This is a genomic window from Prosthecobacter sp., assembly GCF_044222345.1.
Taxonomy (GTDB): domain Bacteria; phylum Verrucomicrobiota; class Verrucomicrobiia; order Verrucomicrobiales; family Verrucomicrobiaceae; genus Prosthecobacter.
Genome location: NZ_JBGANL010000034.1, coordinates 1 through 18195 on the forward strand (window position 1 = coordinate 1; position 18195 = coordinate 18195).

Annotated in this window: 18 protein-coding genes and 1 tRNA gene; 9 read left to right on the forward strand and 10 right to left on the reverse strand. The window is 56.2% G+C overall.

What is annotated here, in order from left to right:
* The 6 genes from ACILSL_RS17440 to hemL all read right to left on the reverse strand — a co-directional run.
* On the reverse strand, positions 1 to 854 hold an 854-nt coding region (locus ACILSL_RS17440), incomplete at its 3' end, for a redoxin family protein (RefSeq protein WP_395733338.1).
* A gap of 11 nt (positions 855 to 865) precedes the next feature.
* Complete coding sequence (locus ACILSL_RS17445) at positions 866 to 1177, reverse strand: DUF2007 domain-containing protein (protein ID WP_395733339.1); 312 nt, start codon at positions 1175 to 1177, stop codon at positions 866 to 868.
* Positions 1178 to 1186: 9 nt separating this feature from the next.
* Positions 1187 to 1534, reverse strand: coding sequence for a cupin domain-containing protein (locus ACILSL_RS17450; RefSeq protein ID WP_377168360.1), 348 nt, complete (start codon positions 1532 to 1534; stop codon positions 1187 to 1189).
* Between the two features lie 8 nt (positions 1535 to 1542).
* Positions 1543 to 1881: a type II toxin-antitoxin system RelE/ParE family toxin gene (locus ACILSL_RS17455; protein WP_395733340.1), complete on the reverse strand. Its 339-nt coding sequence runs from the start codon at positions 1879 to 1881 to the stop codon at positions 1543 to 1545.
* On the reverse strand, positions 1874 to 2128 hold the full coding sequence (locus tag ACILSL_RS17460; protein ID WP_395733341.1) for a hypothetical protein: 255 nt from the start codon (positions 2126 to 2128) through the stop codon (positions 1874 to 1876). The genes ACILSL_RS17455 and ACILSL_RS17460 overlap by 8 nt, the downstream gene beginning before the upstream one ends.
* Before the next feature lie 78 nt (positions 2129 to 2206).
* A complete protein-coding gene (gene hemL / locus ACILSL_RS17465) occupies positions 2207 to 3493 on the reverse strand; it encodes a glutamate-1-semialdehyde 2,1-aminomutase (protein ID WP_395733342.1) in 1287 nt (428 codons plus the stop codon).
* A gap of 107 nt (positions 3494 to 3600) precedes the next feature.
* On the opposite strand from hemL, the gene ACILSL_RS17470 reads away from it, so the two are divergent.
* On the forward strand, positions 3601 to 4326 hold the full coding sequence (locus ACILSL_RS17470; RefSeq protein ID WP_395733343.1) for a hypothetical protein: 726 nt from the start codon (positions 3601 to 3603) through the stop codon (positions 4324 to 4326).
* Positions 4327 to 4519: 193 nt separating this feature from the next.
* Here the strand turns inward: ACILSL_RS17470 and gluQRS are convergent, their stop codons facing one another.
* Positions 4520 to 5362, reverse strand: a complete 843-nt coding sequence (gene gluQRS, locus ACILSL_RS17475) for a tRNA glutamyl-Q(34) synthetase GluQRS (protein WP_395733344.1) — start codon at positions 5360 to 5362, stop codon at positions 4520 to 4522.
* Positions 5363 to 5449: 87 nt separating this feature from the next.
* Between gluQRS and ACILSL_RS17480 the strand changes: the two genes are divergently transcribed.
* Both ACILSL_RS17480 and ACILSL_RS17485 read left to right on the forward strand, forming a co-directional pair.
* On the forward strand, positions 5450 to 6208 hold the full coding sequence (locus ACILSL_RS17480) for a Nif3-like dinuclear metal center hexameric protein (RefSeq protein WP_395733345.1): 759 nt from the start codon (positions 5450 to 5452) through the stop codon (positions 6206 to 6208).
* 148 nt (positions 6209 to 6356) lie between these two features.
* Positions 6357 to 6971: a DNA-3-methyladenine glycosylase gene (locus tag ACILSL_RS17485; protein WP_395733346.1), complete on the forward strand. Its 615-nt coding sequence runs from the start codon at positions 6357 to 6359 to the stop codon at positions 6969 to 6971.
* A 441-nt stretch (positions 6972 to 7412) separates the two neighbouring features.
* On the opposite strand, the gene ACILSL_RS17490 is transcribed toward ACILSL_RS17485, so the two are convergent.
* Positions 7413 to 7631, reverse strand: coding sequence for a hypothetical protein (locus ACILSL_RS17490; protein ID WP_395733347.1), 219 nt, complete (start codon positions 7629 to 7631; stop codon positions 7413 to 7415).
* A 118-nt stretch (positions 7632 to 7749) separates the two neighbouring features.
* Here ACILSL_RS17490 and ACILSL_RS17495 point away from each other — a divergent pair.
* The 5 genes from ACILSL_RS17495 to ACILSL_RS17515 all read left to right on the forward strand — a co-directional run bounded on the left by ACILSL_RS17495 (position 7750) and on the right by ACILSL_RS17515 (position 12888).
* Positions 7750 to 7839, forward strand: a tRNA-Ser gene (locus tag ACILSL_RS17495).
* A gap of 78 nt (positions 7840 to 7917) precedes the next feature.
* The gene (locus tag ACILSL_RS17500; protein WP_395733348.1) at positions 7918 to 9153 is read left to right on the forward strand and encodes a tyrosine-type recombinase/integrase; all 1236 of its coding nucleotides are present in this window, start codon (positions 7918 to 7920) and stop codon (positions 9151 to 9153) included.
* 43 nt (positions 9154 to 9196) lie between these two features.
* The gene (locus tag ACILSL_RS17505) at positions 9197 to 9388 is read left to right on the forward strand and encodes a hypothetical protein (protein WP_395733349.1); all 192 of its coding nucleotides are present in this window, start codon (positions 9197 to 9199) and stop codon (positions 9386 to 9388) included.
* A 42-nt stretch (positions 9389 to 9430) separates the two neighbouring features.
* Positions 9431 to 10393, forward strand: a complete 963-nt coding sequence (locus ACILSL_RS17510; RefSeq protein ID WP_395733350.1) for an AAA family ATPase — start codon at positions 9431 to 9433, stop codon at positions 10391 to 10393.
* A 5-nt stretch (positions 10394 to 10398) separates the two neighbouring features.
* Positions 10399 to 12888, forward strand: coding sequence for a S8 family peptidase (locus ACILSL_RS17515; protein ID WP_395733351.1), 2490 nt, complete (start codon positions 10399 to 10401; stop codon positions 12886 to 12888).
* A 110-nt stretch (positions 12889 to 12998) separates the two neighbouring features.
* Here ACILSL_RS17515 and ACILSL_RS17520 read toward each other — a convergent pair whose 3' ends face one another.
* Both ACILSL_RS17520 and ACILSL_RS17525 read right to left on the reverse strand, forming a co-directional pair.
* Entirely contained in the window at positions 12999 to 15611 is a 2613-nt protein-coding gene (locus ACILSL_RS17520; protein WP_395733352.1) for a P-loop NTPase fold protein, read from the reverse strand.
* 68 nt (positions 15612 to 15679) lie between these two features.
* On the reverse strand, positions 15680 to 15874 hold the full coding sequence (locus ACILSL_RS17525; protein ID WP_395733353.1) for a hypothetical protein: 195 nt from the start codon (positions 15872 to 15874) through the stop codon (positions 15680 to 15682).
* Between the two features lie 562 nt (positions 15875 to 16436).
* Here ACILSL_RS17525 and ACILSL_RS17530 point away from each other — a divergent pair.
* Complete coding sequence (locus ACILSL_RS17530; protein WP_395733354.1) at positions 16437 to 18158, forward strand: tetratricopeptide repeat protein; 1722 nt, start codon at positions 16437 to 16439, stop codon at positions 18156 to 18158.
* Positions 18159 to 18195: the final 37 nt, after the last annotated feature.

An 18195-nucleotide genomic window follows, 5' to 3' on the forward strand; every position in this document is an offset into this window, starting at 1 on the left:
TTGCGCGACTTCGCCACCAGCTGCGGAAACTCCTCCACACACGGCCCGCACCACGTCGCCCACACGTTGAACAACCGCACCTTCTTCGTGTCGTTCTTCCGCAGCGCTGCGATCCCCTTGGCGTCGATCAGCTCCACCTCCACTTCACCCTTCTCCCACTTCTCATTGTCCGCCGCCAGCAGCTTCCTCTTGTCGATCCATTTCGTCGAGCACCCATGCGGCTTCGTCACCTCCACCGGCACCGCCTTGCCCTCCACCAGCGCCTCGATCGCATTTCGCGCATCCGGCGCGGTCACCGTGCTCTCATCCGCATAGCGTGAATCATCCAGCCGCCCTTGGTACCGCAGCTTGCGCTCCTTGTCGAAAAGGAAGACATGCGGCGTCGCCAGGCATCCGTAGGCCAGCGCCGCCTTCTGCGTGTCCCCATCGTAGAGGTAGGAAAAAGTAAACCCCTGCTCCTTCGCGTGCAGCTTCATCTCCGGAAAACTGTCGTTGTACTTCGAGTAGCCCAGCTCATCCGGCCGCAGCGCCGCCGGATCATTCGGATTGATCGCCACCACCCGCAGCCCCTTCCCTTTGAATTCCTTGATCAGCTTTTTGATCCGCCCCTCCACCGCCTGCGAGGTCGGGCAGTGGTTGCTCAAAAATGCGATCATGAGCAAGTCCGCATCCTCATACTCTTTCAGCGTGTGCTTCTCCTCATCAATCCCCACCAGATCAAAATCCGGCGCCGCATCCCCAATTTTGAGCTCATGAAACCCCTCCGGCATCGCCTGTTTTTTGGCCTTCGGAGTTTCCGCATTCATGAGCGCCGGCAGCAGTCCCACCAGCAGCGTAAGAGCGAGCTTGTTCATAAGTTGAATCATCATTCGTGTTGGGCCGTCTGGCATTTCCAACACAGTTCAAACGAGGCCGGATTCGATTCTTTGCACTGAGGACAAAGCCATTCTTCAGCGGCACAGGCTCCCTCCGTCTGGTGCGGCACCAGCAGCGCGCTTGCCCGCTCAAAATCCGCATCCTCCACCAGACACAAAGTCGGTTGCAGCGGCCCAATGAAGATGTTGGTCAGCTGCGCGGTCGTTTCATTCCGGATGAAACAGGCGATCTCCGCCTCATCGAGGATCGATTTAAAAAAACCAAGCCTCGTCGAATCAATGCTGGTGATGAGGTCGCGCATAAATGGGTGTCACACCTCAAACTCATCCGCCGGATCAAACGGCGGCATCGGCACATTGATGATTTTCAGTTTCCCCACCGCCCGGTGCACACACCCCGGCCGGATCATCACCGTCGTCATCGGCTTCAGCGGCACGATCTGCCCGTCCACCTCCAGATGCCCCTCCCCTTCCAGCACAATGTAGATCTCTGTCATCTTCTTGTGATAGTGCGCCTTCGAATCCGCGTGGATGTCCGTCAGGTGCACCGTCGCCAGCGTGTTCCAGTCCTCCTTGAACGCCCTCCTCGCCTGCCCGCACGGACAAGGCGTCGGCGGAATTTCATCCAGCTGGGCAACGGCAAAACGGGGTTCGGACATACCACAGGTTACTGGCGTTGGTGTTCCTTGGCAAATGCTGCGGCATCCCGCGCTCCATGCAGCACATAAAGAATGCGTACCCCGGCATTCTCCGGCAGCGGGCGGTAATAGATCAGGTAGTTTGGATATTCCGTGACCGCGATCATGCGGATACCTTTTAGCGTGCGGCGCAGCGGATGATATTCGGTGCCCAAAAGAGGATGGCCCGACAGCAGTGCGAACATATCACGAATGGCGATCACCACTTTCCTCGCAGCTGCAGGATTGTCCGATGCGATGTGCTCTGCAATCCCAACCAGGTCGATCGTCCCCACATCGGGGTGCATGTGCTGCAAAGGATCAAACATGCGTTTTCCGCCCTTGAATCCTTGTCATCGCCTGCTCCATGACTCTTTCCACCAGATCATCAGGCACCGGCACAAACGGTCCCTTGTCGCGTTCTACCAGAATATCCTCGAGGCGCTCTTGCTCCTCCCGCGTCATGCCCTGTGCGGTCTCACCGTCATCGTCCTCCAATGTCACCACGAGATGGCTCACGATAAACTCCTCCGGCGTCTCCTGCACAATCTCAGCCTTGCGGGTGAGAAGCGGCATGAGCGTTTCAGGCACATCAATGGTAATCTGGGGCATGCGCAAAGCATACCCCGTTTCCCACCGGACTCATCTCCTTTTCTACAACGCCGCCAGCGCCGCCGCAGCCACCTCCGCCGTCTCCTCCAGATCATCACGGCTGTGCGCCATGCTGATGAATCCCGTCTCAAACTGGCTCGGCGCAAAGTACACGCCGTGGTCCAGGCAGTAGTGGAAGAACTTCCGAAACGCCGCCAAATCTGAAGTCTTCGCGTCCTGCAAATTGTGCACTTCCTTCTCCGTGAAGAACAGGCAGAACATGCTCCCCCGGCGATACCACCGGTAGTTCAGCCCCTTCTTCTTCAGCACCTCCAGCACCGCGTCCTCCATGATCTGCCCCAGGTTCTCCAGCAGCGCATAGCCATTCTTCTTCTCCAGCTCGCGCAGCTGCGCAAGACCCGCCGCCAGCGCCACCGGGCTGCCGCTCAGCGTGCCCGCCTGATACACCGGGCCGATCGGCGCGAGGTAGTCCATGATGTCCGCACGCCCGCCAAAAGCACCCACCGGCAACCCACCGCCAATCACCTTGCCCAGGCACGTCAGATCCGGCGTGATCTTCTCCAGCTCCTGCACCCCGCCTTTGGCCAGGCGAAAGCCCGTCATCACTTCATCAAAAATCAGCAGCGCCCCATGCTTCGCCGTGATGTCGCGCAGCTTCTGCAAAAAGCCCGGCTTCGGCAGAATGAGGCCCGCATTCGCCGGATACGGCTCCACGATCACACACGCGATCTCATGCCCCTGCTTTTCAAACAACTCCTCCAGCGCCGCCTCGTCATTGAACGGCAGCACGCTCGTCAGTTCCGCAAAGCTCTTCGGCACCCCGGCGCTGTCCGGGTTCCCATGCGTCAGCGCCCCGCTGCCCGCCGCCACCAGCAGGCTGTCCGAATGGCCATGATAGCACCCGTCAAACTTCACCAAGCGGTCGCGCCCGGTAAATCCACGCGCCAGACGGATCGCTGACATCGTCGCCTCCGTGCCGCTGCTCACCATGCGCACCTTCTGAATGCTCGGCACCCATTCACAGATCGTCCGCGCCATCTCCACCTCATACAGGTTCGGAATCCCAAAGCTCACGCCTTCTTTGGCCGCGTTGTGGATCGCCTCGATCACCGCAATCGGTGCGTGCCCCAGAATCGCCGGGCCCCACGTCCCCACGTAGTCGATCATGCAGCGGTCATCCACATCGTAGATCCGGCACCCTTTGGCGCGTTTCACGAAAAAGGGATCACCGCCGACGTTGCGGAAGGCGCGCACCGGCGAGTTCACTCCTCCGGGAATGTACTGCTTGGCGAGGTCGAAGAGCTTGGTGGAAAGGGGTCCGTTTGGCATGGTTGGAAGTGGAAAGGGATACGCGGGAGATTTTATGCGTCGAACAAAAGGTTGCTCCGAACCGTCTGAGTCGGCTATTCTCAGCCCAATTCCCGACCACCCTGCCCATGAAAGCGTTCTGTTTGGTTCTCCTCGCCCTTTGCACCACGCAGGCCGCCCAGGCCCAGTCCGTCACCTTTTCCCCGCGGAATCGCTCCTCTCTGACCACGGTGGAGCCCGGCACCTTTGCCGTGGAAGGCATGACGCCCAGGCCCATCGTGCTCAAAGTCCAGATCGAGGCCCCCGTCTATCCCACCAGCAAGCTCCAGGGCGCCCTCGGCTCCTTTGCCCCCGGCTCTCTCGTCACCCTCCTGGCCATGTCAGACACCGCCTACCGCGTGCGCGGCCGCGCCCGCCATGGCGACGTCGCAGGCTGGGTGCGCATGAACGAAGTCATCTCCGCCGTGCCGAACCTGAACGAGAACCTCAAAAAACTCTATGAGCGCACCAAGCTGGTGGACGAGCTCATCCAGCGCAAGCAAGTCGCTCTCGGCATGACCAGCCAGGAAGTGCATGCCTCTCTGGGGAAGCCCTCCCGCAAGTCCAGCAAGATCACCGCCGCAGGCAAGGAAGAGCGCGTCGAATATGCCATCTACGAGCAGGTCCCGCAGACCAGCACCAGCGTCAATGCCTTCGGCCAGATCGTTCAAACCGTCGTCTACATCCGCGTCGAAGTCGGCACCCTCAGCCTGAGTTTCAAAGACAACGTCGTCTCCGAAATCGAAGAAACCAAAGGCAATCCCCTCGGCGGCGGCGGTGCCCGTACCATCCCGCCACCCATCGGTGGCTTCTAAGTCGCCAATCTCCTGTCGAGCCCCGCATCGCCTCCGCCACGCGATCAAACTTCGACAATCAACAATCGATTGCTCGTCAATCGTCAATCACGCACGCCCAGAGCGCTCCAAACCCAAGCGGATTGACCACTACCCTTCGCTGCCTCCGCCAGCTTCCGGTGCCCGCTCTTCCACCCCACAGCGCCACCATTCGTCATTCGTCATCCCTCCCCACGACCTCCCTCACCCGCCCCGCCGTCCACCCCTCTGCCCTCAGGCTCCTCAGCGACCGCGCATCATCCCGCTTCGCCAGCCGCTTCCCGTTCTCATCCGTGATCAGCCCATGGTGCCGCCACTCAGGCACCGGCAGCCCCAGCAGCGCCTGCAGCAGCCGGTGCAGATGCGTCGCCTCCAGCAGGTCCTCCCCCCGCGTCACCAGCGTGATCCCCTGCAGCGCATCATCCACCACCACCGCCAGGTGATAGCTCGCCGGCGTATCCTTTCGCGCCAGCACCACATCCCCAAACACATCGGGCCTCGCCGTGAAAACCCCACGCCCCCGGTCCGTCCACACCAGCTCTCCTCCCGCCAAATCCACCGCCTTCGCCACATCCAGCCGCAGCGCATACGGCTCCCCCGCAGCCATCCGCCGCGCACGCTCCGCCGCAATGCGTCCCCGGCACGTCCCCGGGTACAGCGGCCCGTCCGGCCCCTGCGGCGCATTTCCCGCACGCGCGATCTCCTCCTGAATCTCCCGCCTTGTACAGAAGCACGGATACAGCACCCCCAGCCCTTCCAGCTTCGTCAAAGCCGCACGATAATCCTCAAAGTGCTCCGACTGCTTCCGCACCGGCTGCTCCCATTCCAGCCCCAGCCACGCCAGATCTTCAAAAATCGCCTCCTCATACTCCCGCCTCGCCCGCGTCCCATCAATGTCCTCCAGCCGGATTAAAAACCGCCCCCCCGCCGCCTGCTCCTGCGCAAACAACGCCGCATACGCATGCCCCAGATGCAGCCATCCAGTGGGGCTTGGGGCGAATCGTGTGACTTCTGGCATGAGCCGCAAATTGTCACAACCCGCACCGCTTGGCCTCTTTTTTTGCACGGCTCGACAATTCATCCAAACGCCCCAAACTACCCCCGCATGAATCTCGCCGACCTCGTCTCCCACCTCGACACCGAACTGCGCATCGCCGAGATCGCGGACTACTCCAACGCCCTCAACGGCCTCCAGCTCGAAAACCGCAAAGGAGAAGTCACCAAGATCGTCGCCGCCGTGGATGCCACCCTGCCCGTCATCACCAAAGCCGTCGCCGCTGGTGCAGACCTCCTCATCGTCCACCACGGCATGTTCTGGACCGGCCTCCAGACCTGGACCGGCCCCGTCTTCCAAAAGATCCAAACCGCCCTCGATGCCGGTCTGGCGATTTATAGCTGTCACCTCCCGCTGGACATGCATCCCACACTCGGCAACAACGCCCAGATCGCCCAGTCGCTTGGCATCACACCCGACGGCGGCTTTTTGGAATACAAAGGAAACGCGGTCGGTGTGACGGCAGCTCATGAGATCCCGCTGGATGATCTGGTGGCAAAATTCCACGCCTCCCTCGGTGGCAGCAAGGTGCACGTCTGCCCCGGTGGACCCAGGACGACACGCAGGATCGGCATTTCATCCGGAGGCTCCGGCTCGGAAGTCGCTGCAGCAGCCAAGGCCGGCATCGACACCTTCATCACCGGCGAAGGCCCCCACTGGAGCTACACCCTCGCCGAGGAGATCGGCGTCAATCTCATCTACGGCGGCCACTACGCCACCGAGACCTTCGGCGTCAAAGCCCTATCCGCCTACATCCAGCAAAAATTTGGCATCCCCTGGGAGTTCGTCGACCATCCGACCGGCCTCTGAAAGCCGGTTTAAAACGCGAATGCAGAAGAATGACCGCGCATGGCCACGAATCAGAATCCAACCCAGCGCCATTCACCCTAATTCGCGGCTATTCGCGCCCATTCGCGTTGGAAGTTCTAGCCATCACAAATCCGCGCCGCACCAAGCCATGCCCTACCTCGGCACCTCCTTCTTCCAGCGCGACGTCCTCACCGTCGCCCGTGATCTCATCGGCGTGGAACTCGTCTGGAAAGGCTGCGCAGGCATCATCGTCGAAACCGAAGCCTACTCCGTGGAGGGCGATCTCGCCGCCCACACCGCCACCCGCCCCAGCGCCCGCGAGTTCGTCAAAAAACACCCGCCCGGCACCGCCTACGTCTATTTCAACTACGGCATGTACTGGCTCTTCAACCTCCTCGTCAAAGGCGGCTCCCAGGACGGCCTCATCCTCATCCGCGCCCTCGAGCCCACCCGCGGCATCCCGCAAATGCAGCAGCGCCGCCACCGCGAAAAACTCCACGAACTCTGCTCCGGCCCCGGCAAGCTCGCCCTGGCCCTCGGCATCGACGGCACCCACCACGGCCTCCCCATGACCGGCACAGGCCGCCCCGCCGGCTGCGGCCTCGTCCGGCCCTCGTCATCCCCCCACGAAATCGCCACGGACATCCGCGTCGGCATCAGCCAGGCCCTCGACTACCCCTGGCGCTTCCTCTCCCGCCACAGCCCTCATCTCAGCGTCAAGCACGGCAAAGTAAAACTGCCCGCAAAGACTGGCCCTCGATAAAGGCAGACCGTCGTCTGCGCATCGCCCCCGCAGAGTAAAAGTCCTTGGTACCAGACAGCTTTCTTCCACCATTCCACTCCGCGACACACCAGCCCTGAAGGGGCTGCGCAATTAGAGCATTTTAAATAAAAATATGGCCTCATCTGGGTTGAAAAATCCAAAGCTATCGCGAGGGCGACAGCAAAGTGGTCCGCACAGTCCCCTGTGCGGCGCTCCGCCACACCCATCAAATCCGCGTCACCGCCGCTGCCCCATTAGCTATAATATAATTTAAAATGCTCTAAGCCCAGGGTTGCCAGGCTACCCTGGGTCAACTTGAAGCCGACCGGGTAGCAAACCCCGCATTCCGCAGCACATCAAGGCCACCAGCAGCGTTTGCACAGGACTCCGCCGCATAGCATCGCCCACGGCATCGGCTCGCCTCACATGGCCAGCCAGCGTTTAAAACAAGCCGCCGCCAAGGAACAACCTCAACGCCGCCACCAATGCGACGGCCACGTTGATCGTCAGGCCGATCTTCCGCTGGCAGAAGGAACCGGCGATGATGCCTACCACACAGCCCGCCAGCACCGCCCATTGCAGCCAGCCCAGCAGAGGGATGAGTCCCGGCACCAGCAGCACCGCGCACACCAGACCGATAAGAACAGAGAGAATTTGCATAGCAATGTCAAAGATCACCACCCTCCGCTGAATACAACTGCAATTCTCCGGACTCATTGTAAAGCCGCGCCTTGCATTCAGCCGTGAAGGCTGTACTCTCACGGCCTCGAAATGATCCGGAGAGGTGGCTGAGTGGTTGAAGGCACCTGACTCGAAATCAGACGTTGTCGTAAGGCAACCGAGGGTTCGAATCCCTCCCTCTCCGCCATTCAGAAAACGGGTTAAAACCCACTCGCTAGCCGGTTGATTTTTTTGCGGCCCGAGGCACAAATGAGGCACGCCCGTCATGAGTGTCGAAAAGAGCTTCCCCATCTACGGAAAAACCCATGCCAGCGGGAATATTGGCTACAGGGTGGACATGGGCTTCATAGCTGGTAAGCGCGTCTTCAAAAGCTTCCCCACCAAAGAGGCTGCCGAACGTTTCCAACGCCGGTGCCTTGAAGCCGAGGCCAAGAAGAAGCCGGTCGACCTCAGGGATCTCAATGATGTCATGCGTCATGAGGTGCTCTCCGCCCTGGCCAAACTCCGTGAGCACAATGCCACCATTGCCCAGGCAGTGGATTTCTACCTCAAACACGCACGGCCCGCCAAGGCGAACGCCACAATCGGAGAGGTCATGGATCAGTTCAAGGGGGTGAAGACCAAATCAGGCAGATCCAGCAAATACATCGAAACGGCTTGGTCGAGTTTCTTCGTGCCATTCCGTGACCACTTCAAAAATTGTGAAATCAGTGAGGTCACCAGCGATGCGTGTGAACGATACTTTTACCAGTCCAAGACCTGGAGCGCCACCACTCGACGTTCCCACTTGAGACATGTGTCCGTGCTTTTCAATTTTGCCGTCGACCGTGGCTATGCAGGGATCAATCCCATTCGTTCAGTGGAGACACCCAAAAAGCCAGCGGGAACCTCTCGTAAGCGTGTGGTCTCGGTCGAAAACGTCATAAAGCTCCTGCGCTATGCCAATGAGAACGGCTACCAGCAGGAGTGCGCCGCACTGGTGCTCATTCTTTTTTGCGGGGTGCGGGTGGATGAAGTCGCCAGATTGACTTGGGACGACATCAAGCTTGATGAGGACACCCCTGTTGTGACTCTTGGTGACGATCAGACAAAAACCGGAAAAACACGAATCAACCCCATTCCGGACAACGCAATGGAGTGGTTGAAAATACTTCGCGCCAAGGGAAACATCACACCCCCGAATTATGAGGGCCGAATGCGTTACCTCAGGCAGCAAGCAAAAGCTGGATTCAAGCAGAACGCAGCGCGAATTTGCTTTGCCAGTTACCACCTCGCCAGATTTGAAGATGCCCCTAAAACTGCTTTCCTGCTTGGTCACGACAGCCCAACCCTTCTTTACTCCACATACAAGGCTCTTGTCACAAAAGAGGCTGCCATCCGCTACTGGAAGATCACCCCTGAATACGACGGTAAAAACGATTACATCGCTCCTCCGCCCACACAGGAAGAACTTTCAGAAGCACGCAGAAAGGGAATCCAAAGAGCCTTGAGCCAAAATTGATCCCTATACGGATGGAGATAGCGAAGCCTTTGGAGCCTGGTCAATGAACGCCGGTCGAAATTGGGATGTCAGCAACGTCATGACAAACAAATCCATACTGACACCTCGCGACAAAGAAATTCAGTCCCTTTTTGCCAGAGGAAAAGCACCCAAGATCATTACGATTCGGCTTGGCATCAAAATTTCCCATGTGCTGCTGGCAATTGCGACGGTGCCGGGTCAAATCAATGCTTAACAAAGTTGAAGGTTTTGATATTATGACCGACACCTCTCATCCATGGCGACCGCCGAACAGCTCAAATCCCTCATCAGAAGTCATCTCAGCGATGATGAAGAGCGATTCATGACTGTTGCCCTGCAAGTCGCTGCGCATGAAGCTGTGCAAGGCCACGGCGCTCTGGCTCATGATATTCGGGACATTGTTGACAAGGCCAGACGCACCCGTGGTCCCAATGTTCTACTGAAGTTCCCGCAGGAGCTCAGCGGTCTGGTTTTGTCCGAGCGTGCAGACATTCCACTCGCTGCCCTAGTATTGTCTGAGCCTCTGATCGAGCGAATTCGGCGGGTCATTCATGAGCATCGGCAGCAGGAGAAACTGAAAAGTCACGGTCTGGGTCATCGACGCAAACTGCTTCTGGCTGGTCCTCCTGGTACAGGTAAGACCATGACCGCGCGCGTGCTGGCACATGAACTCAAGATGCCATTGCACACGATTCAGGTGGATCGTCTTGTAACCAAGTTCATGGGCGAAACGGGGGCTAAGCTTCGGACCATCTTTGATCTAATACGTGATGTCCCAGGGGTTTATCTTTTCGACGAATTCGATGCCATTGCAGGAGATCGTGCACTCGACAACGATGTGGGTGAGATGAGGCGCGTCTTGAATGCCCTGCTTCAATTTATCGAGCAGGATGCCTCAGACAGCCTCATCATTGGAGCGACGAACAACCTGCGACTTCTAGACAAAGCATTGTTTCGTCGATTTGACGATGTGTTGCATTTTGTTCTGCCCGATGACTCGGAACGAAAAACTTTGATCACAAATGTGCTAGGCACATTCAGACCCCGGACGCTCACTTGGAAGAGCATTGTCACAGCCTGCAGTGGATTGAGCCACGCGGAGATCGACATGGCCGTCAGGGACGCGGTCAAGGATGCCATTCTGCACGACCGAAAAACCATTCAGCAAGATGCCCTCATGGACGCGCTGAATGATCGTCGCAGTGCGCAGCCAGTCTGATCGTTATGCCACGTTATCCGCACCTCTTTCTCGACGGACCATCTCGCACCAAAGATTTCTCCAGTCCTCAGCAGGGCGGCGGCGGAGTTGATTTGCCTCGGCGTGAACGCCAAGCTCATGCCGAAAGACTTAAGAATGAGCTAGTAGTGAGCTTTGAAAAGGATCGAGAGAAGCGTGTTGCTGCTGTTTCTGATCGAGCGGGCACTTATCTCTCATTTGCAAGTGATCCGGGTTTTGATCTAACCACAAAGAGCCTGGAGGCTGCAAAGCTTGGCATCAGACTAATGAATGTGCAGGAATCAAGGGACGCTGGCACCTCAATTACTCGCGCCACGGTCTATGTGCCACAAAATGCTTCTGCGCACTTTCTGAAAAAGCTCACTCAATACGAAAAGCAGGATAGCAACCGAGGACCAGAGCCCAAGCCGATGAATGCGACACTGGTTGAAAGCATCGCCGAAATCCGGCTCGCCGTGCTTGAACGGGGGTTTTGGACCGATGCCATTTCGCTTTTGCCCGGAGATTCACCAGACTGGGTTGAAGCTTGGCTAAGCACTGCCGATCTGGGCGCGATTGAGCGATTCAACTTTCTGTGCGAGAGACTGGAGATTAAACAAGGTGAGGGCCGCTTAACTTTTCCCGAGCGCACCGTGCTTTTGATCTGTGCCTCGCGTGGTCAACTTGCGCAATTGATTGAGCACTCAGAACACATCGCGGAGTTTCGGGCGGCACGGGAAGTGGCATCGTTTTTCTTGTCGCAGAGTAATCGTGAGCAAGCTGATTGGGTTCAACATTTGCTCGATAGGCTGTCCTATCAATCGCCCGATGATGTGGCTGTTCTCGTTTTGGATCATGGGGTCAATCGAGGACACCGATTGCTAGAACCACTATTGGCGGAGATTGACCGACATGCAGTGCTTCCTTCATGGGGCAAGAATGATCATCATGGACATGGAACATTAATGGCTGGCACGGCGGCTTATGGTGATCTGCTGCAAGTGCTCCAGGATAAGCATCCTGTACGGGTGACACACTGCCTCGAATCTGCCAAGATCTTGCCGCCGCCGCCAGCCTACAATTCAAAACAGCTATGGGGTCACTATACCGCTCAGGGCATTAGTTTGGCAACGATTCAAGCCCCGCATCGCAAGCGGGTGATTTGCATGGCCGTTACAAGCTCAACCAATGGCGATCGAGGACGTCCTTCGTCTTGGTCTGGCAAACTCGATGAACTCGCCTCGGGCTGCGACGATGAGATTCGTCGATTGATCATCGTGAGTGCCGGCAATGTCGCTGATGAAGAAGATTGGAAACGCTATCCTGAATCGAACAAGACGGCCGAGATTCATGATCCTGCGCAAGCTTGGAACGTACTCACTGTTGGCGCTTTCACAGCCAAGACTCGTCTTGCTGATGAGACTATGTCTGGTTGGAATGCTATGGCGGAGACGGGTGCGTTGTCACCCTACAGTTCTACATCGTTGACGTGGGATCGATATCGATGGCCGCTCAAACCCGAGGTGATCTTCGAGGGCGGCAATTTGGCTGTTCATCCTGAATCTGGTGCGGTGACGCCACATGATGATTTGGAGCTGCTTTCCACCAGCAAAACTCCGCAGTTCGCTCAATTCGCTGCCTTTGGTCAAACAAGTGCCGCCGCTGCCCAAGCCGCATGGATGGCTGCAAAAATACAGGCGGCTTATCCGACAGCTTGGCCGGAAACGGTTCGTGCATTGATCGTTCACTCAGCGGAGTGGACCGAAGCACAAACCCGCGTCTTTCTCACTGGAAACACAAAGAAGGCCTTTGGGCGTCTTGTGCGGGCCTGCGGGTATGGCGTGCCTGATCTGGAACGCGCACTCTACTGCGCCAACAATTCACTGACATTGATCGCTCAAGAAACCATCCAGCCATTCACAAAGCATCTGGAACGTAGTGGCTACGTCACCAATCAAATGCACCTATATCAGTTGCCTTGGCCAACCGAGGACCTCCTTGCACTTGGTGAGTTGCCGGTTCAGATGCGAGTCACACTCTCCTACTTCATTGAGCCTAGTCCTGGAGAGGTTGGGTGGCGGGATCGCTATCGATATGCATCTCATGCTCTGCGGTTTGACCTAAACGCTCCTGGCGAATCCGAGGACGAGTTCATCAAGCGTGTCAATGCTAAGGAGCGTGAGAATCCAAAAGTTGGCCCCGGAACGAAGGCTCCGGGTGATCACTGGACGCTAGGAGAGCTGCGCGATGTTGGCTCAATTCACTCTGACATCTGGTCAGGTCGAGCCGCTGATCTGGCCTCGTCTTTTCGACTGATCGTGCATCCTGCAGTCGGCTGGTGGAGGGAGCGACATCACCTTGGCCGTTGGAACAAGGTTACGCGCTACTCTTTGATCGTATCTATCCATTTGCCAGGCGTGGAAACCGACATCTACACGCCAGTCGCTTTTAAGATCAAAGCAGCAATCCCGATTCCAATCGAAGTGCCGGTAGTGTGAGCCCTCCAACAATGGAGGTCTGATGGCCCTGGGGCAAGAGCACTTGGCATTCCACATAGCTGGCCGCATAGACCACACCTCTTTGATTCGTCGGAGAACCAACGATCACCTCATGAGAGCAGTTTGACCAATGCAATCAAGTGCTTTGGATGAAGCGAATCAGGGACTCCCCCTGACATGGCATTCACTAGAGCATCCGCAAGATAGAGCTTCCCACCTTTGATGCCGAGTTCCGCCACAAACAGTCGTGCGAGCTGGTATCGGAAAACGAAATTCCTCAATGATCGTGGGCCAACAACATCCGAGGCTCTCCTCTCGACCAGCGTCTGAACGGCTTTTCTGATAGCGAATGTCTCAGCCATCGTGAATGAGTGGTCATCATCAATCTCAGTTTTCGGCTTTGCTCGCATCACCTCGCGTTGAAACTCTTTCCCGTCCTTGGTGATATCTTCGTCAATCCGTTCCTTTGGTTCGGCACCTGAGGCAACAGCGCTCTCAGCAACGGGTGATGGATTGCTTTCCGTAGGTTCTTGTTCAGTCTCTATTGAATCATCTTTCTTCTCCGGCTCGTCATCGAAGGAATTGAAAGTGGGTGCCACAACGGGGGCATTCAACGACACGAAATATCGGCACAAGACTTCATCGGCCTCGCGTGCGCTAAGTGCCGAAAGCCGGAGGTGAACTGAAAACAGCTTCTCCATACTCTCACGAATGAGCCGATCATCCTTCAGTCCTGTGGCGTCCCTCGCAGTGCTGCGCACCCGGGCATACTTGTGAAGAATGGCGCGCTTCAAAACTTCCTCTTCCACCAGCATCACGACTTGCATTCGGGTGCTGATCTCCGGCTGTTCTACCATCAGCTTAACGGACTCCATCACCGTGATAAGCAATTCCAGCGGACAGCGATCTAGGTCATCAACCACAAGAAGCACCTTTTTCGGAGCAGAGGGAGCGGTCCAGAGCAGGATGGGAAACAGCCCCCCAAGTGCGACAATGATCCACGCGGGCCAGTAGCCGAGATGCCACGTTCCAGGAAGCCACCCGAAGAGGTCGAATTCAGACCAATGCGCCACCTCATACCACAGCAACCCGATAAGCGCAATGTAGGCAACCCATGCGAGAACGCCGAATGGCGATCCGCTTGGCAGCCATCCTTCGATCAATGCTCGCACGTCATGCCCTATCGTTGCCTGGAGTCCGAGTTTCTCTGTATGGCGGGTTACCGACAGATACTTGTCATTGAGTGCCTTGACGGATTTCTTGAGCCCAAAGAACAGCTTTACCAACCAGATGAAGAGTCCAATGCCGAGAGCTGGCAGCATGTAGGACACCCATCCATAAACCTTGATGCCAAGGTCGATCATTGGGTAAAGAGATGCAGCGAGGACAAACAGTGCCGACAGGAATGGCCATGGACCATGGCGTGCCAATCCGATGGAGAACATGCGCGGATAAGTTTCCCAGAACCAGCCGGAGCAGGCTGCGTCAGCCAGGGTTTCGTAAAGGTGAACCCATGTCTCGCGGGCAGTCGGATACTTCCATGCCTGGAATCGCACCGTCGTGTAGCAGTTCTTTTTCAATAGTTCCGCCGTTAAGTCCACCAAATGCGTTTTTCCACGCCCCCATGGTGCAAAGATCGCCAAACAACATTCGCCGGTGTTGGGTTCCGTGAAGAACTTCCGCAGCACCTCGGCGTATTTGCCCACATTAAGTGCAGACTGCACCTTTGAGGCTTTACTGGTGAAGTCATGTTTGCCGCCGGTTTTGAGTATAACCTTTGGATACCGTGACAAGAAGTCAAGCCAGTCGTTGAGGCGATCAGGCTCAATTGCGGACACATGCGACACGAGCAGGTTACCAATCAGCGACGGATCAAATCCTACCATGCGGAGATCTTCACCCGTTGGGTTGTCTGCTTCATGCCAGATCATCGCCGCCACAAGGTGGCGGGCAGATACCTCGGCCAGACCATCAGTCTTTTTGGTGCATCTCATGCTTACCACTCGTGCGTGGGCGAACATCTGGTCCGCCTCGTTCAAGAAGCTGATTTCATCGCCTCGGGTGTGTCGAGACGAAGTAGCGGCGAGAGCTTCGTTGTAGGAGTGAAAGATTGCTTCAGTAGTTTCGTCATCGAGAGCAAGCTCCCTTGCTATAGCGAACCCCAATGATGTATCTGTCTCCAATTCGTTTTGGTGCTCGACCACCGAGGCCAGCAACCCTAGAAAGAGATTTCTAGGTTCGATATAGGCAAAGCCTTGAGTAGCTCTGAAACGCTCAGCCTCGTCGCATGTCAGCTCGATGGCTAATTTTACCTCATCGCTAGGAGCGATTCGAAGTTCAGTAAGTCGTTCGAGAACTCGCTTAAATGCCCCTGTTCCAGAGGTCCCTGGCGTTGCGGAAGCTGCATTTCCAGAGCTAAACCGAGCCGACATATCGAGTGTCTCCTCAATTTGAGCCGCCTGGGTTGGAATCACAGCCGTGGACAAAGCATTAGCCGACAGGAGCTTCTGTTGTCTCAAAGAAATTAGGCGTGCGATAGCGCTGGAATGAGCATTTGTAAGTTTTTCATGCCAGTTTGGACTCAGGATTTTGTGGGATCGCCCTTTGAATTGTTTGGGGAAATCTCTCGTCGCCTCATTCAGAACCCGCTGGGTCTCCGCGACATCCTTTTCCGCCTGTTTGATCTGGGAGTCGAGTGAACTAGGGGCGAGGAAGTTTTTCATTCCGCTCCACAAGCCTTGGTTATTTCTTTCTTCGGACGACCCTTCCGCGTCAGGTGGCACTGCGTCGCTCATACTGTTGCTTGGTTTGGATGTCTTTTGCTGGCTGGTACATTTTCAGCCAGCGCATTATCAAAGAGCACCCGGATGAACTCAGCTTTGTTGGCGTAGCCTTTCGAAGCAGCAATTTCCGCCAGCGCCTTGTCTTTCTCTGCACTGATGTACGCACCTGCGAGTTTCGTTCCGGGTTGTCTTTGATTTGGCATATCCCAAGAGGTTTTAGCACCAGAGACGCAACCGAGCCACAGCAAACTGGATGAACAGGCAACGGCAAATTCCTTTTTAAGGTCTTTCGTTTCAGGATCGACAAGGATGCGTGTGGTCTGCTACAATGATCTCCAGAAAATGACGGTCTGCTTTGCTCGCTTTCGCCGGTCAAAAGTTTGCGTGTTTTCTGTGGCGCTGGGGTCCTTATGGCTCCGGTGACTGAGGCGAATCAGCTGTACAATTTTGATGATGAAGAGGTTTCCCGAAAAAACGGGCCTGAATCTTTCCCCTTTACTGCTTCACACCTCCCTCTAGCCTTTGAGCAGTTCGGGGAGACCTGAACCGGGGCTTAAGAATCTCGTCCACTAGCGGCAGACGTGTGCCGCAAACACGTCGCCTAACGACCATGAACAATGGCCGGGAGGCGACGGCGTATGTCCAGAGCCCTCCGGCTTAAAGGCCGTTGCGGTCGTCTAGTGGCGACTTCTTAACTCACCGGCCACCTCGGCGGGATTTCTCAGATCCCGCCTTCTTGGTGGCGAGTTTTGAATCTCTGCCGCCATGAAATGCACCCATTGCAACGCCGCCATTCCTGAGGGTTCTAGTCACTGTCCAAATTGCCAGGACACCCCAAAAACCTTCACAACACCTCAGCAGAATTCATTGTGGAAGCGCTCAAAGGTGGCCATGGTCCTTCTCTGCATTTTGGGTCTGTGGATGATCTCCAGCATTGCAGGTTTGTTTTCAACTGACCCTGTTGAAATCGAACTGGTTGACATCTCACCTGTTAAAGATGTGGACGAAGAACGGTTCCTGTTGTTCGTCCTGGAACATCAACTCGACGGAATACTGTTTTATTCTCATCAAAAGCCAGAAGAGGCAGTGCCTGCAATTGCGGAGACAAAAGAGTATGCCCAGGCTTATGTGGCTCATCTCCAGCAGCATCCTGTGCAGATCAAAGGCATTTTGGAAAGCTTTCAAAAGGTTGTCGGACTGGCGGATGCGTATGAAGGAATGCTTGGTGATGTCGGAGGCATTGAAAAATCCACCAAAGACAAAAAGGGCGAGGCAGCTCTAGAGGTCGGCATCGGAGGACTAGCAACAGGGTGGGCGTCCGCAAAAGCGCTGGACTCTGGGAATGCTAAAGCCGCCGTCGCTGGGGTTGTGGCTGCTCTCTGGTCGGCATGGCAGAAGGGTCAAACGATTGAAGCAGATAAGAAGGCACAGCTCGAAAGGGTGGCTTCTGCATTTTTCATGGAACTTGATCAGGTCCGTGCTGACGCTGTTGTGGTGGCAGACGCAGTGTCGCAAAAACATTCGTGGAACAGGGCCTCTGTTGGATTTGTCAGAGGACAGAAGGCTTACGGCCAGGAACAGCTTGTGCGCGACTCCAAAGACCTCGCTCCGGTATTGGAGGATCTGGTTCGTCAAAGACCACTCAACCCGATTCTCCAGTTCAAAAGCATCATGCTGGAGGACTTTCTTGATGGTGATGGGACGAGTCAGCAGAAGCACATGGAATGGTCCGCAAAATTCATCGAACTTGCTCGCATGGTTCCCTCAGGAGCAGTTTATGACTTCTTTCGTTGGCGCTACATGATGCGTGCAGGGACGATGGCATTGGAGGCGGCAAAGCAAGAAGAACAGGGAAAAAAGCTCGGCGACTCATCGAAAGCCGCTGTCACCGCTGCTTCATGTTGGAAAACGGCCTTGAGCATCAACGTTTCGGACCCAAGCGGTGAATTGCGTTGTGGCTATGGTCACAGCCTAGCATTGGCCGGCAAACTCGATGAGGCCAGGGAAGTGCTCTCGAAGATCAAAGAACACGTCGGATCAAATCCAGATTATCACTACCTGCTTGCCCGGCTGTTTTCCGTTAACGAAGAACCTGATCAGTCGCTGGAACACCTGAAAGAAGCGATCGCAAAAGGCTTCGATAAGATATCAGAAGCCAGGGAAGCTCAAGACCTGAAAAACCTTCGAGGAGCACATGGTGACGAGGTGAGTTCCATTTTGACCGTTAGACTTGCGTGGAGTGTGAGCTATGGGATGTTCAACGACGACATCACGATCGCGAACCAGTCTGCCTTCCCTGTCACCCATTTGGTGCTTCGCCCTGTTATCAGCAATTCCAATGGCAGCTTCTCTCCAAACCAGCCACTGACTTTGGCGAAGCTCGATGCTGGAAAGTCTCACACCTGGGCCAACTGTGTCTCTGTGAAAGGTGGCGGGAAAGAGGACCGGCGTAAGGCAGAGCTCCAGTGTGACCAGAGCCCTCACTGACCCCTCCCCCTTAAAGCCAGAGTATTGCGGGTATAGC